At 38.4% G+C, this 14,657-nt stretch carries 13 protein-coding genes; 12 read left to right on the top strand and 1 reads right to left on the bottom strand.

All coding sequences use genetic code 11. From position 1 onward, the window contains the following. Window positions 1–78: 78 nt before the first annotated feature. The 8 genes from ftsA (at window position 79) to ileS (ending at window position 8,899) form a co-directional block, all read left to right on the top strand. Window positions 79–1,464, top strand: a complete 1,386-nt coding sequence (gene ftsA / locus HMPREF2984_RS07550) for a cell division protein FtsA (protein WP_049533486.1) — start codon at window positions 79–81, stop codon at window positions 1,462–1,464. A gap of 18 nt (window positions 1,465–1,482) precedes the next feature. Beyond that, window positions 1,483–2,757 carry a cell division protein FtsZ gene (gene ftsZ / locus HMPREF2984_RS07555; protein ID WP_003043178.1) on the top strand — a complete coding sequence of 425 codons (1,275 nt, stop codon included), beginning with the start codon at window positions 1,483–1,485 and terminating at the stop codon, window positions 2,755–2,757. A gap of 1 nt (window position 2,758) precedes the next feature. After that, window positions 2,759–3,430: a YggS family pyridoxal phosphate-dependent enzyme gene (locus HMPREF2984_RS07560; protein ID WP_070670958.1), complete on the top strand. Its 672-nt coding sequence runs from the start codon at window positions 2,759–2,761 to the stop codon at window positions 3,428–3,430. 9 nt (window positions 3,431–3,439) lie between these two features. Beyond that, a complete protein-coding gene (locus HMPREF2984_RS07565; protein ID WP_003043347.1) occupies window positions 3,440–3,985 on the top strand; it encodes a cell division protein SepF in 546 nt (181 codons plus the stop codon). 4 nt (window positions 3,986–3,989) lie between these two features. Continuing rightward, the gene (locus HMPREF2984_RS07570) at window positions 3,990–4,253 is read left to right on the top strand and encodes a YggT family protein (RefSeq protein WP_070670959.1); all 264 of its coding nucleotides are present in this window, start codon (window positions 3,990–3,992) and stop codon (window positions 4,251–4,253) included. 4 nt (window positions 4,254–4,257) lie between these two features. Next, entirely contained in the window at window positions 4,258–5,049 is a 792-nt protein-coding gene (locus HMPREF2984_RS07575) for a YlmH family RNA-binding protein (protein ID WP_070670962.1), read from the top strand. 9 nt (window positions 5,050–5,058) lie between these two features. Further along, complete coding sequence (locus HMPREF2984_RS07580; RefSeq protein WP_070670965.1) at window positions 5,059–5,844, top strand: DivIVA domain-containing protein; 786 nt, start codon at window positions 5,059–5,061, stop codon at window positions 5,842–5,844. Between the two features lie 262 nt (window positions 5,845–6,106). Next, complete coding sequence (ileS, locus tag HMPREF2984_RS07585) at window positions 6,107–8,899, top strand: isoleucine--tRNA ligase (protein ID WP_070670967.1); 2,793 nt, start codon at window positions 6,107–6,109, stop codon at window positions 8,897–8,899. A 235-nt stretch (window positions 8,900–9,134) separates the two neighbouring features. Here ileS and HMPREF2984_RS07590 read toward each other — a convergent pair whose 3' ends face one another. After that, window positions 9,135–9,548 (bottom strand): MarR family winged helix-turn-helix transcriptional regulator, encoded by a 414-nt coding sequence (locus tag HMPREF2984_RS07590; protein ID WP_003028354.1) that lies wholly within the window; start codon window positions 9,546–9,548, stop codon window positions 9,135–9,137. A 63-nt stretch (window positions 9,549–9,611) separates the two neighbouring features. Here HMPREF2984_RS07590 and HMPREF2984_RS07595 point away from each other — a divergent pair, with 63 nt between their 5' ends. The 4 genes from HMPREF2984_RS07595 to HMPREF2984_RS07610 all read left to right on the top strand — a co-directional run bounded on the left by HMPREF2984_RS07595 (window position 9,612) and on the right by HMPREF2984_RS07610 (window position 14,627). Next, complete coding sequence (locus tag HMPREF2984_RS07595) at window positions 9,612–10,049, top strand: GNAT family N-acetyltransferase (protein WP_049533483.1); 438 nt, start codon at window positions 9,612–9,614, stop codon at window positions 10,047–10,049. Between the two features lie 123 nt (window positions 10,050–10,172). After that, the gene (locus tag HMPREF2984_RS07600) at window positions 10,173–11,297 is read left to right on the top strand and encodes an AI-2E family transporter (protein ID WP_070670970.1); all 1,125 of its coding nucleotides are present in this window, start codon (window positions 10,173–10,175) and stop codon (window positions 11,295–11,297) included. A 223-nt stretch (window positions 11,298–11,520) separates the two neighbouring features. Next, on the top strand, window positions 11,521–13,170 hold the full coding sequence (locus HMPREF2984_RS07605) for a phosphoenolpyruvate carboxykinase (ATP) (RefSeq protein ID WP_070670972.1): 1,650 nt from the start codon (window positions 11,521–11,523) through the stop codon (window positions 13,168–13,170). Window positions 13,171–13,286: 116 nt separating this feature from the next. Beyond that, window positions 13,287–14,627 (top strand): hemolysin family protein, encoded by a 1,341-nt coding sequence (locus HMPREF2984_RS07610; protein WP_070670975.1) that lies wholly within the window; start codon window positions 13,287–13,289, stop codon window positions 14,625–14,627. Window positions 14,628–14,657: the final 30 nt, after the last annotated feature.

Raw genomic sequence — 14,657 nt, forward strand, 5'->3', positions numbered from 1 at the left:
ATATGCTTTGAATAACTATACTTTTTTGATAGTTAAATTGATAAGTGAGAAACTTGGTAGATAGAGAGGAATGGTCTAATGGCTAGAGATGGCTTTTTTACAGGATTAGATATCGGAACAAGCTCCATTAAGGTCTTGGTAGCAGAACACGTAAACAATGAATTAAATGTAATTGGGGTTAGTAATGCCAAAAGTGCTGGCGTAAAAGATGGTATCATTGTAGATATCGAAGCAGCAGCAAGTGCTATAAAATCTGCAATTTCACAAGCAGAGGAAAAAGCAGGTATTTCCATTAAGCTGGTGAATGTTGGCTTGCCTGCTAACTTGTTGCAGATTGAGCCAACGCAAGGTATGATTCCTGTAACAAGCGAAACGAAAGAAATTACAGATGCAGATGTTGAAAATGTTGTGAGATCTGCTTTGACAAAAAGTATGACTCCAGACCGTGAAGTTATTACCTTTATTCCTGAAGAGTTTATTGTAGATGGCTTCCAAGGTATCCGTGATCCTCGTGGAATGATGGGCATTCGTTTAGAAATGCGTGGGCTTCTCTACACAGGACCACGCACTATTCTTCATAATTTACGAAAAACAGTTGAGCGAGCAGGAGTTCAAGTAGAAAATATTATCATTTCTCCGCTTGCTATGACCAAATCTGTTCTAAATGAAGGAGAACGTGAATTTGGTGCAACTGTCATTGATATGGGTGGTGGTCAAACAACAGTAGCTTCTGTTCGCAACCAAGAACTGCAATTTACTAATATCTATCAAGAAGGTGGCGAATACGTCACAAAAGATATCTCAAAAGTTTTAAAAACTTCTAAAAAACTTGCAGAAAGCTTGAAGTTTAACTATGGCGAAGCATACGTACCTGCTGCTAGCAATGAGTCCTTCCAAGTGGAAGTGATTGGAGAAGTTGAACCAGTTGAAGTAACAGAGCGCTATTTAGCAGAAATTATTTCAGCACGTGTTAAACATATCTTTGAACAAATCAAGCAAGATTTAGAAAGAAGACACTTATTAGAACTTCCAGGTGGAATTGTTATTATTGGTGGTGGTGCAATTTTACCAGGTGTGGTGGAATTGGCGCAAGAAGTTTTCGGTGTTCCTGTTAAACTATACGTACCAAATCAAATCGGTATTCGTAATCCAGCTTTTGCTCATGTCATTAGCTTATCAGAATATGCTGGAAATCTATCTGAAGTGGATGTTTTAGCACAAGTTGCTGTTCACGGTGATGAACTTCTGCGTCATCAACCGGTTGAATTTTCTCGTCCGACTCAACAAAGTCAGTCGTTCAATCCGTTGCAGCGCTTTACTCAGCCGCAACAAACAATTGTGACTCCGATTGCTGAACCAGCAGAAGAAGTTGAACGTCCCGAACCACTTCCGACACAATCTCAACAACCAAAAGAAAAATTGACAGATCGTGTTCGAAATCTACTTGGCAATATGTTTGATTAAAGGAGAAGGTAATACATTATGACATTTTCATTTGATACAGCTGCGGCACAAGGAGCAGTAATTAAAGTTATTGGTATCGGTGGTGGTGGTGGTAATGCCATTAACCGCATGATTGATGAAGGAGTATCAGGCGTTGAATTTATCGCTGCCAATACAGATGTGCAAGCTCTGAGTGGCTCAAAAGCAGAAACCGTTATTCAGCTTGGACCAAAGTTGACTCGCGGTCTAGGTGCTGGAGGACAGCCTGAAATCGGTCGTAAAGCGGCTGAAGAAAGCGAAGAAGTGTTGACGGAAGCTCTTACGGGAGCTGATATGGTGTTCATTACTGCTGGTATGGGCGGTGGATCTGGTACAGGTGCTGCACCAGTTATTGCTCGTATTGCAAAGGGTCTTGGTGCCTTAACTGTTGCAGTTGTTACTCGCCCGTTTGGCTTTGAAGGAAGTAAGCGTGGTAACTTTGCGATTGAAGGAATCAATGAACTTCGTGAGCATGTAGATACACTTCTTATCATTTCAAACAATAATTTACTTGAAATTGTTGATAAGAAAACTCCTCTTCTTGAAGCTTTGAGCGAAGCAGACAATGTCCTTCGTCAAGGTGTACAAGGAATTACGGACTTGATTACAAGCCCAGGACTTATTAACCTTGACTTTGCCGATGTGAAAACCGTTATGGCAAATAAAGGTGATGCTCTTATGGGAATTGGTATTGGTAGTGGCGAAGAACGTGTTATTGAAGCTGCACGTAAGGCTATTTATTCACCACTTCTTGAAACAACAATTGATGGAGCTGAAGATGTCATCATCAACGTTACAGGTGGTCTTGATATGACCTTGATTGAAGCAGAAGAAGCGTCAGAAATCGTCAATCAAGCAGCAGGTCATGGTGTTAATATCTGGTTAGGTACTTCTATTGACGACAGCATGAAAGATGAAATTCGTGTGACAGTTGTTGCAACGGGTGTTCGTCAAGAAAAAATTGATCGAGTAAGTGGTGTTCGTCCAGTTGCTCAACAAAATTCTTATGCAGCTGGAACTCGTGAAAATCGTAATTCTAGAGGAAGCCAAGGTTATGACCGGAACTTTGATTTGACTGAAAATCTTGAAGTTCCAAAGCCAAGTCGTCAACGGACAGAAGCGCCACAGACTTCAGCATTTGGTGATTGGGATTTGCGTCGTGAGAATATTGTTCGCTCAACAGATGCGAGTGCCGCACCAGCTGTGGAACGTTATGAAGACACTAGTTCTGATGACGATGAATTAGAAACACCACCATTCTTTAAAAACCGATAAAATGGATTTAGCAAAGAATACATATCAAGTTTTAGAAAATGTAGCGCAAGCTACTCAAAAAGCTAATCGCTCAAAAAATTCAGTAGAAGTAATAGCTGTCACCAAATATGTTGACAGCTCTACTGCTAAAGAGCTGGTTAAAGCAGGAATTCATCATATCGGTGAAAATCGAGTTGATAAATTTCTAGAGAAATATCAGGCTCTGAAAGATGAACGTGTAATTTGGCACTTAATTGGTACACTTCAAAGGCGGAAAGTGAAAGACGTCATCAATTATGTTGATTATTTCCATGCCTTAGATTCAGTAAAATTAGCTCAAGAAATCAACAAAAGAGCTGAACATATCATTAAATGCTTTTTACAAGTAAATATTTCCAAAGAAGCTAGTAAACATGGTTTTGCTGTAGAGGAAATAGATACGATTTTACCTGAGCTAGAAAAACTTGAAAACATTCAGATTGTAGGTTTGATGACAATGGCACCAATTGAAGCAGATGAAGCGGAATTAAATGTCATTTTCCAACAAGCCTATCAATTACAGCAAGGATTACAACGTAAACAGTTACCTAATATGCCTTTTACTGATTTAAGTATGGGAATGAGCCGTGATTATACAATAGCTATTGCAAATGGTTCGACTTTTGTCAGAATTGGTACCGCATTTTTTAAATAGGAAAGTATTATGTCTCTTAAAGATAGATTTGATAAATTCATTGATTACTTTACGGAAGATGGTGAAGATGCTGGCGTTCAAACGCCTGAGCTACCACCACGTGCGAGTAGTCAATCTGTAACACCTACTAAAGAAAGAACAGTACATACAGCAAGTAGTTCTGTACAATCTTCTACAAGGTCAGGAGCAAATGAGAATATCACTCGTCTTCATGCGCGCCAGCAAGAATTGGCACAACACCGCACGATTTCAGATGACAAAGTGACCATCAATGTTCGTTACCCAAGAAAATATGAAGAAACAACTGAAATTGTTGATTTGTTAATTGTTAATGAAAGTATTTTGATTGATTTTCAATATATGACAGAAGTGCAAGCTCGTCGTTGTTTGGACTATTTGGATGGTGCACGTTATGTGCTTGCAGGGAACATTAAAAAAGTTGCGAGTACAATGTACCTTTTAACACCAATCAATGTTATTGTAAATGTTGAGGATTTAAAATTACCTGATGATTTGCAAAGTGGCGAATTTGATTTTGATATGAAACGTAGATAAAAGCATGGTTTGGATTGTAAATATACTTTATAATTTAGTGAGATTATATTCATTCATTTTAGTGGTGTATGCTCTATTATCATGGTTTCCAGGTACCTATCAAACGTCGTTTGGTCAGTTGATTCTGCGGATAGTAGAGCCTGTTTTAAAACCATTTCAACGTTTCAACCTACAATTTGCTGGGATTGATTGGACGGTTCTTGTCGTTATCTTTCTTCTGAATTTTGTTTCTGGCATCATTTTGAATGCCCTTTTGCTTTTAGCTTAAATTCATGAAGAATACCAAACATTTATACCAACATTTTGCTGAAGAAGATCGTGAAATTGTTGATAAAAGTTTAGAACAGATGCAGCGCGTTGAGGATTCTTATTCTTTTGAAGTGACTTCGTTTGTAAATCCACATCAAGTTGAAGTTTTGCGAAATCTTGGGAATCACTTACAATTGCAAATATTTTCAAGTTCGGATTATTATACGAGTGAATTTGCTAAAGTCATTATTGCTCCTCTCTACTATGAGTTGCAATTAAGTGATTTTGAAATGGAGTTGTTAGAAATTAGCTATGCGAATAAATTTCACCATTTAACCCATTCGCAAATAATGGGAACGTTATTGAATCAATTAGGGATTGAACGTAAAGTTTTTGGTGATATTCTTGTAGCTTCAGGTAGAGCACAAATTATGGTAGATAAGAAATTCACTCAATTTTTCATCAATCATATCTCAAGGATAGCAAAGACACCTGTAAAATTAAAGCAAGTAGATTTTTCACAACAAATTATCGCTCAAACTGATTCAAAGCTAAGAGATGTACTTGTCTCTAGTATGCGTTTGGATAAAGTGGTAGCTGCCTCATTTCATTTGTCACGAAGCATTGCCGCTCGGCTGATAGCAACAAAGCAAGTTAAGGTAAACTATTCCATGCTGGATAATCCCAGTCATCAATTGTTATTGAATGACTTGATCAGTATACGAGGATATGGGAGAGTAAAAGTTTTAAGAGAAAATGGCTTTTCAAAAAATGGGAAGTACAAGTTAACTGTTGAATTATTGTCTAGTAAGTAAGGAGAAAATATGGCTATTACATCGTTAGAAATTAAAGATAAAGCTTTTGCTCACAAATTTAGAGGATATGATGTTGACGAAGTAGATGAATTTCTTGATATCATTGTCCAAGATTACGAAGATTTAGTTCGTGTCAATCATGAACAAGAGTCAAAAATTAAAAATCTGGAAGAACGTTTGACCTATTTTGACGAGATGAAGGATTCCCTTAGCCAGTCTGTATTGATTGCACAAGATACGGCAGAACGTGTAAAACAAGCGGCAAATGACCGTTCTGAAAACATTGTTCATAAGGCTGAGCAAGAGGCCCAACATTTGTTGGATGAGGCAAAATACAAGGCTAATGAAATTCTTCGTCAAGCGACTGATAATGCTAAGAAAGTGGCTGTTGAAACAGAAGAGTTGAAAAATAAAACGCGTGTTTTCCACCAACGTTTAAAATCAACCATTGAAAGTCAATTAAGCATTGTGAATTCTTCAGAATGGGAAGATATTCTTCGCCCAACAGCTACTTACTTGCAGACTAGTGATGAAGCCTTTAAAGAAGTTGTTCAGTCTGCTTTGGGTGAAGTCGTAACGACTCCAGAAGAAGATGAAGTGGATGTGACGCGTCAGTTCTCTCCAGAAGAAATGGAAGAATTACAAAGACGCATTGAAGAAGCAAATCGTGAATTAGCAGAAACACAAGCATTTGAAACTTTAGACGAGTCTGTTTTGGGTTTGCATTTAACCAATGATGAGAACTCAACAGAAAACTCAGAAGCTACTTCAACAGAATCAGTAGATATTTTATAAGAAAATGTAAAAACAAGATGCTAACAAAATATTCGCAGCGAGCAGGTGACGGTGAGAGACCTGTAATCCCTTTTGTTAGGATTATCATTTTGCAAACTTAGATCTGAAAATAGTAAGATTTAACGCTTAACTCACGTTACGAGTAAGAGGGATAGGAATCTTATTCTTATCTAAATGAAGGTGGTACCACGAATTTTCGTCCTTTGGATGAATTTGTGGTTTTTTTATTTTAATTTGTTACTAATATGAAAAAGGAGAACTTATGAAATTAAAAGAGACACTTAATCTTGGAAAAACAGCTTTTCCAATGCGTGCTGGTTTGCCGAATAAAGAACCTCTTTGGCAAAAAGAGTGGGAAGATGCAAAGTTGTATCATCGCCGTCAAGAATTGAATGAAGGTAAACCACACTTTACACTTCACGATGGTCCTCCTTATGCTAATGGAAATATTCACGTTGGGCATGCCATGAACAAGATTTCTAAAGATATTATCGTTCGTTCAAAATCGATGTCTGGCTATTATGCGCCTTACATTCCAGGCTGGGATACTCATGGTCTTCCGATTGAGCAAGTTCTGGCAAAGCAAGGTGTGAAGCGAAAAGAAATGGATTTGGCAGAGTATTTAAAACTTTGTCGAGATTACGCACTCAGCCAAGTAGACAAACAACGAGAAGATTTCAAACGTTTAGGTGTTTCTGGTGATTGGGAGCATCCATATGTGACGTTGACTCCGGATTATGAAGCTGCTCAGATTCGCGTATTTGGAGAAATGGCGAAAAAAGGCTATATCTACCGCGGTGCGAAGCCAGTTTATTGGTCATGGTCATCTGAATCAGCTCTTGCAGAGGCAGAAATTGAGTATCATGATTTGATTTCAACCTCTCTTTACTATGCAAATAAGGTAAAAGACGGCAAAAATGTGCTAGACACAGATACCTATATTGTGGTTTGGACAACAACACCATTTACTATTACGGCTTCTCGCGGTTTGACAGTAGGTGCTGACTTTGATTATGTTGTGGTAAAACCAGCTGGGGAAAGTCGTAAATTTGTCGTTGCTGCTGACTTGCTCAATAGCTTGTCTGAAAAATTCGGCTGGGAAGATGTAGAGGTCTTGGCAACTCATCGCGGTGCTGAACTGAATCATATCGTGACAGAGCACCCGTGGGATGAGGAAGTAGATGAATTGGTGATTCTTGGTGACCACGTTACACTAGATTCCGGTACAGGAATTGTCCATACTGCTCCTGGTTTTGGTGAGGACGACTACAATGTTGGGATTGCAAATGGCTTAGAAGTAGCCGTTACAGTCAATGAACGTGGTATCATGATGGAAAATGCTGGTCCAGATTTTGCAGGGCAATTTTATGACAAGGTAGTTCCTACAGTAATTGAAAAGTTAGGTCAACTTCTCCTTGCGCAAGAAGAAATCTCTCACTCTTATCCATTTGACTGGCGGACGAAAAAGCCAATTATTTGGCGTGCAGTACCGCAATGGTTTGCTTCAGTTTCAAAATTCCGTCAGGAAATTCTTGATGAGATTGAAAAAGTGAAGTTCCACTCTGAATGGGGTAAAGTTCGTCTTTACAATATGATCCGTGACCGTGGAGATTGGGTCATTTCGCGTCAGCGGGCTTGGGGAGTGCCACTTCCAATCTTCTATGCGGAGGACGGCACACCGATTATGACAGAGCAAACAATTGAGCATGTGGCTGAGCTCTTTGCGGAACATGGCTCTATCATTTGGTGGCAACGAGAAGCGAAAGATTTGCTTCCAGAAGGATTTACTCATCCAGGGTCACCAAATGGTACGTTCACTAAAGAAACAGACATCATGGACGTGTGGTTTGATTCAGGTTCTTCTTGGAATGGTGTAGTGGTCAATCGTCCTGAATTGACTTATCCTGCCGACCTGTATCTTGAAGGTTCTGACCAATATCGTGGCTGGTTTAACTCTTCTCTCATCACATCTGTTGCAAATCATGGAGTGGCTCCTTATAAACAAATCCTTTCACAAGGCTTTGCTTTGGACGGCAAAGGTGAGAAGATGTCGAAATCCCTCGGCAACACCATTGTTCCAAGTGATGTTGAAAAACAATTTGGGGCTGAAATCTTGCGTCTTTGGGTGACGAGTGTGGATTCTAGCAACGATGTGCGTATCTCTATGGATATTCTTGGTCAAGTGTCTGAAACCTACCGAAAAATCCGTAACACCTTGCGCTTCTTGATTGCTAATACTTCTGATTTTAATCCAAAAGAAGACGCTGTTGCCTATGATGACCTTCGCACTGTTGATAAGTACATGACTGTTCGCTTTAACCAACTTGTCAAGACGATTCGTGAAGCATATGCAGATTTTGAATTTTTGGATATTTACAAAGCGATTGTAAACTTTGTGACAGTTGATTTATCAGCTTTCTATCTTGATTTTGCAAAAGATGTTGTCTATATTGAAGCAGCTAAATCATTGGAACGTCGCCAAATGCAGACCGTCTTTTATGATATTTTAGTAAAAATTACAAAATTGTTGACCCCAATTCTTCCACATACAGCAGAGGAAATCTGGTCTTACTTAGATCATGAGCCAGAAGAATTTGTTCAATTAGCAGAATTGCCAGATGCGCTGACTTTCCCTAATGAGGAAGAAATTTTGGATACATGGACAGCCTTTATGAACTTCCGCAGTCAAGCGCAAAAAGCTTTGGAAGAAGCACGTAACGAAAAAGTAATTGGAAAATCTTTGGAAGCTCACTTAACTGTTTATCCAAATGAAGTCGTGAGAACGCTACTTGAAGCGGTTAATAGCGACGTTGCGCAACTTCTCATTGTCTCTAAATTAACAATCGCAGATGAAACAGCTCCTGAAAATGCTATTGCTTTCGAGGATGTAGCCTTTACAGTTGAGCATGCAGAGGGACAAGTTTGTGAGCGTTGCCGTCGGGTAGATGAAACAGTCAAAGAACGCAGTTATCATGCAATTGTTTGTGACCACTGTGCAGAAATCGTTGAAGAACATTTTGCTCAAGCAGTTGCAGAAGGATTTGAAACGAAATAATCAAAAGGGAGTGGGACAAAAATCGGTAATTTCGAAGAAAGTTGATTTTGTCGTTCCATCCCCGCACAGTTGAGTAGGGCTGTAAAGGTTGATTTATCAACCGCATAGAACCCACTCAATCACTGCGACTTGCAAGAAACTCATAAAAATCTGACGAGGTTAAGGACTTTTGTCCCAGCCTCGTCATTTTTCAATTTTAAAGTTGCAAATGCAACTAATGCATGTTATACTGATTTCATTGAGAATTTTCTATTTTATTGAGGATGGCTTCTAATTGAAAGAGTTCAGAGGAAGTCAAATCTTTCATGACAGTCTGGATATAGGTCGTTTCAAATCCAATCAATCGGTCGTAGATTTGCAAAGCCTTCGTCGTAGGGAAGAGCTCTTTAAATTTCTTATTTTGAGAGTTGACTTTCTTTGTGATAAATCCTTTTTCCTCTAGTTTTCTGAGGGAGCGACTAAGTGTTGTTTTATCAATTTTTACCATATGAGAAAGTTGAGATTGATTCAGTCCTTCATGCTCAACAATGCGGATAAGGATAAGAAAGAGATTATTATCTAGGTTATATTGGCTGGCTTCATGATTCATATTCATCATGGCTTGGCGAGAAATTATGCCCATTTGACGAAAGAGATGACGATAATCCATAAAAGGCTCCTTTTATAGTTGCATTTACAATTATTATATAATAAAGAAGAAGGGAAAACAAGTATGTGGTATAAAAGGACATTTGAGGAATTAACCACCTTAGAATTTTATAAATGTTTAAAATTGCGTTTGGAAACATTTGTCGTAGAGCAAAATAGTGTTTATAATGATTTGGACGAGCACGATTTAGAAGCTATCCATATTTTTCATGAAAATGAAGTCGGCGAGGTAGATGCTTATGCGAGAGTATTTGAAACGGGCACTACTATTCATTTTGGACGTGTCGTAACAGCGGCTTCTACTCGCGGTCAAGGGCTTGGTCGTAAGTTGGTCCAAGCTATTATGGAGACTTGTGCTGAAAAATGGCCTGAAAAAGAGATCCACATAGAGGCGCAAGAGCAGGTGGTGAGCTTGTATGAGAAATTTGGATTTGAAGCTGTTAGTGAACCCTTCATCTTAGAATCACGTGTACATGTGAAAATGGTTTACAAACGAGAATAAATGGAAAAATAAGTTTTGATTGTGGGAAACGAAAGAATCTGTTCCTAAAATAATTTAAGTCGTTTACAAAAAGTACTCTATTTTAGTGGAAAATATGATAGAATAGCTGATAGGAGGAACAGTATGTTTCATAAAAGTAAGTTATTTTTTTGGACAACAGAAGTCTTACTACTAACCATTATCTTTTTTATCTGGCGGCAAATGGACGGCTTGATTTCCCCTTTTGTGAGCGTTTTAAATACGGTTTTAATTCCTTTTCTAATTGCGGGATTTTTGTACTATGTGACGAACCCATTAGTGAAATTCCTGGAGAAAGAGCTGAAAATTAAGAGGATTTTTGGAATTTTGATTACCTTGGTTCTCTTGTTTGGGATTATTGCTCTGGGCATTATTTATCTGCTACCTATTTTGATTACGCAGTTGACAAGTTTGATTTCTTCTAGTCAAAATGTTTATGGAGAATTGCAAAATTGGATTAACCAGCTATCGCAGCACTCTCTCTTTAAAAATCTGAATATCCAGTCTATTATTAAGCAGTTAAATTTGTCTTATGTGGATATTTTGCAAAATATTTTAAATAGTGTCACCAATAGTCTGGGGAGTGTCGTTTCAGCAGTAGTGAATACATTTTTGATTCTCATCATGACGCCGATCTTTTTGGTCTATTTCTTAATTGACGGGGATAAATTACTGCCCATGTTGGAAAGAACTGTTTTGAAGCGGGATAAGCTCAACATCACGAAATTATTGACCGATCTTAATGCAACGATTGCTCGGTATATTAGTGGGATTTCGATTGATGCGTTTATTATTGGAACGTTGGCTTTCATTGGCTATAGTGTTATTGGTCTGAAATATGCTTTGATATTTGCTATTTTTTCTATGATTGCTAATCTTATTCCTTATGTGGGTCCAAGCATTGGGTTGATTCCGATGATTATCACTTATCTGATTGCCGATCCGAAAAAAATGGTGATTGCAGTTATATATATGTTAATTGTGCAGCAAATTGACGGAAATATTCTCTATCCACGGATTGTAGGTGGCGTGATGAAGGTGCATCCCATTACCATTATGGTTCTCTTGCTTTTGTCAAGTAATATTTATGGGATTGTTGGGATGATTGTAGCGATTCCGATTTATTCTATTTTGAAAGAAATTGCAAAATTCCTAGCAAATTTATATGATAATCACCGAGCTGCGCAGGAGCAAAAGAAAAATGAGGAGTACGGAATTATTAATAAATAAGGGTATGACGTTGAATGATTTCAAAGTCCGAAAGATAAATAAAAAATTCAGAAGGACTGTGTCCTAATGTTTTAGAATAATGAATATAGAGGAGTGGAAGCAAACTAATTGCAACAAAATTTAGTTCGGAATGCCACTCCTTTTTCTTTCTAATACGTTTTATTAAAACTATAAGTGTATTTTTATGCTAAAATAGAACTAATAAGATAGAGGAGGTACACTTATGGTAACACGTCGTAAATATTCTCCGCAGGAAATAAGAAAAGATTCTTCTTATTTCTCTCCTTTGAAGGCAATCATTGAAACAGCTTTTTATGAAAATCAGGTTGTTGCAATAAAAACCGTAGAAGAAGCGTATCAATTGGCTTCCGCAGCTGCTGGGACAGTTGTCTTAGATATGCCTGTCATTCATACAAAGGAATTGGGCTTGCCTTCTTATGCTCGCGTTTTATTAACGAATTCTGGAGCAGTTGTTGGCCGAACGGCTAAAGCTCGACGGATTTTTGGTAGGGACAGTGAGGAAGATGAGAAGTTGCTTTCGATAGTACGCAGTGCAATTTATCAGGCTCATCATCGAAAATTTTATAAGGCAGATGCAGTTGTAGGACTTGATGAAGCCTTCATGGCTTGTGCTCATCTTATGGTTCCTGAGGATGAAATTAACAACCTGTATTCGTGGCTTTTAAATTTCCAAATTTTGGATGAAGAGTTTAAAAATCGTTTGAGAGTTTCTAAAAAGTACGATGAAAATGATATATTTGTCTTTTTTGACCCCAAATGGAAGCATCCAGATTATCCTGAAGGGTTGGTTTATTTTGATACTCAGCACAATTGTGTCATTATTTTGGGCTTAAATTACTTTGGTGAGTTGAAAAAAGCGACCTTAACCTTAGCTTGGGCAACTGCTGCTAGAAATGGATATGTAGCTTGTCACGGTGGTTTGAAAATCTTTAAACAAGGAGAGGCTGAAAAGAAAGACTATGTAGCCTCCTTCTTTGGGTTATCTGGCTCAGGAAAATCCACGCTGACTCATGCCAAACATAATGGAAAATACGATATCAAGGTTTTGCATGATGATGCCTTTATTATTTCTGTCAAAGATGGCTCTTCCATTGCTTTGGAACCGTCCTATTTTGATAAAACGAATGATTATCCAATTGGACATAAGGAACAAGATTTCTTTGTGACCGTTCAGAATTGTGGTGTGACACTGGATGACAATGGATTAAAAAAATTAGTGACAGAAGATATTCGAAACGGAAATGGTCGGACAGTCAAGTCTCGTTTCGCAACGCCAAATCGAGTTGATCGAATTGATGAGCCGATTCAAGCCATTTTCTGGATTATGAAAGATGATTCTCTCCCACCGTTGGTCAAAATCAACGATCCGCTGATGGCTTCTACGATGGGCTGTACCTTGATGACCAAGCGTTCCAACGCTGAAAATGTTACTGGGAAGCACGATGATTTAGTCATTGAACCTTATGCCAATCCATTTAGAGTGTATCCTTTGGTGGAAGATTATCGGAAATTCCGTAGTCTCTTTGAATCTGGTGTCGACTGCTATATCATCAACACTGGATTTTATATGGGAAAGGGAATTTCAAAAGAGGTCAGCTTGAATATTGTTGAAAAAATTGTTGATGAAGCGGCAGATTTTAAACCATTTGGACCGTTGGAAGGATTCGAATACATGGAATGTGAAGGCTATCCGATTCCGAATTTTGATGCTCGCTACAAACAATTACTTAGAGAAAGAATGCAAGTACGGCTGAACTTCTTGCTTGCCTTTAATCAAAAATACCCTAAAACGGCACTTCCTGTTGATGCAATTTCACGCTTGGAAACAGTTCTGCAAAATTTAGAAGCCTAAACAATCGATTTTCTTCTTTGCAATCTTCCTTCAAACTTTCTTTTTAACACTCCTTGTGCAAGAAGTCAAAAAGTATGCTATAATTAAGATTACTTATATATGAGGAGAGAACATTCATGGAAGACCCTAGCAGTCAGACCTTGTTACTGCAAGCTTTACTATTACTAGTTTTAACACTTTTAAATGCCTTTTTTTCAGCAGCAGAGATGGCGATGGTATCTTTAAATCGCGCTCGTGTAGAGCAAAAAGCTGAAGAAGGCGATGCAAAATACATTCGTTTGTTAAAAGTCTTGGAAAATCCTAATCATTTTCTGTCCACTATTCAAGTTGGGATTACTTTGATTACGATTTTGTCAGGGGCTAGTTTGGCCAATACACTCGGTCAGGAAATTGCTTCTTGGATGGGAAATTCCGAGACTGCAAGAGCCATTGCAAGCTTTTTATCTGTTGCTATTTTGACTTATATTTCGATTGTTTTTGGTGAATTGTATCCAAAGAGAATCGCTCTGAACCTCAAAGATTCCTTAGCGGTTCGTACAGCGCCAGTTATCATCTTCTTGGGAAAAATTGTCAGTCCCTTTGTTTGGCTTTTATCAGCCTCTACCAATCTGCTCAGTCGAATTACTCCCATGACTTTTGATGATGCAGATGAGAAAATGACACGTGATGAGATTGAGTATATGCTGACCAATAGTGAAGAAACATTGGATGCAGATGAAATTGAAATGCTGCAGGGGATTTTTTCACTAGATGAGATGATGGCGCGTGAGGTAATGGTGCCGCGTACCGATGCGTTTATGGTGGACATCAATGATGATACCAAGGAAATTATCGAAAGTATTTTGAGGCAGAATTTCTCACGAATCCCAGTCTATGATGATGACAAGGATAATGTTATTGGGCTTATTCACACCAAACGTCTGTTAAATGAGGCGTTTACCAATGGTTTTGATAATATTGTACTACGAAAAATTTTGCAGGAACCGCTCTTTGTGCCAGAAACGATTTTCGTGGATGATTTGCTGACAGAGTTGCGGAATACGCAAAATCAAATGGCGATATTGCTGGATGAATATGGTGGTATGTCTGGTCTTGTAACGCTGGAAGACCTACTGGAAGAAATTGTCGGTGAGATAGATGATGAAACAGACAAGGCCGAAGTAGAGGTGTATCAGGTTTCTGACCATACTTACTTTGTCCTTGGAACCATGAGTTTGAATGACTTTAACGAGTATTTTGAAGTTGAACTGGAAAGTGATGACGTTGATACCATTGCGGGCTATTATTTGACGGGCGTAGGCTCGATACCCGACGTGAAAGAGCGTTTGAGTTATGAAGTGGAAAGTCAGGGCAAAAAGCTCATTTTAACCAATGATAAGGTAAAAAATGGACGAGTGACAAAGCTCAAAGTAGAAGTTTCTGAAATAGTAGAAGAAGAGGAAGAAGTTGAGAAATGATCTCAGCTTCTTTTATTTTTCAAAATTTAT

The organism is Streptococcus sp. HMSC066E07 (genome assembly GCF_001814695.1).
GTDB classification, from domain to species: Bacteria; Bacillota; Bacilli; order Lactobacillales; family Streptococcaceae; genus Streptococcus; species Streptococcus hominis.

Excerpts from the sequence above, each read along its gene's own strand:
- HMPREF2984_RS07565 (WP_003043347.1), top strand. The coding sequence starts at position 3,440 with ATGTCTCTTAAAGATAGATTTGATAAATTCATTGATTACTTTACGGAA.
- HMPREF2984_RS07595 (WP_049533483.1), top strand. The coding sequence starts at position 9,612 with ATGTGGTATAAAAGGACATTTGAGGAATTAACCACCTTAGAATTTTAT.
- ftsA (WP_049533486.1), top strand. The coding sequence starts at position 79 with ATGGCTAGAGATGGCTTTTTTACAGGATTAGATATCGGAACAAGCTCC.
- HMPREF2984_RS07600 (WP_070670970.1), top strand. The coding sequence starts at position 10,173 with ATGTTTCATAAAAGTAAGTTATTTTTTTGGACAACAGAAGTCTTACTA.
- HMPREF2984_RS07605 (WP_070670972.1), top strand. The coding sequence starts at position 11,521 with ATGGTAACACGTCGTAAATATTCTCCGCAGGAAATAAGAAAAGATTCT.
- HMPREF2984_RS07590 (WP_003028354.1), bottom strand. The coding sequence starts at position 9,548 with ATGGATTATCGTCATCTCTTTCGTCAAATGGGCATAATTTCTCGCCAA.
- HMPREF2984_RS07560 (WP_070670958.1), top strand. The coding sequence starts at position 2,759 with ATGGATTTAGCAAAGAATACATATCAAGTTTTAGAAAATGTAGCGCAA.
- HMPREF2984_RS07575 (WP_070670962.1), top strand. The coding sequence starts at position 4,258 with ATGAAGAATACCAAACATTTATACCAACATTTTGCTGAAGAAGATCGT.
- HMPREF2984_RS07580 (WP_070670965.1), top strand. The coding sequence starts at position 5,059 with ATGGCTATTACATCGTTAGAAATTAAAGATAAAGCTTTTGCTCACAAA.
- ileS (WP_070670967.1), top strand. The coding sequence starts at position 6,107 with ATGAAATTAAAAGAGACACTTAATCTTGGAAAAACAGCTTTTCCAATG.
- HMPREF2984_RS07570 (WP_070670959.1), top strand. The coding sequence starts at position 3,990 with ATGGTTTGGATTGTAAATATACTTTATAATTTAGTGAGATTATATTCA.
- HMPREF2984_RS07610 (WP_070670975.1), top strand. The coding sequence starts at position 13,287 with ATGGAAGACCCTAGCAGTCAGACCTTGTTACTGCAAGCTTTACTATTA.
- ftsZ (WP_003043178.1), top strand. The coding sequence starts at position 1,483 with ATGACATTTTCATTTGATACAGCTGCGGCACAAGGAGCAGTAATTAAA.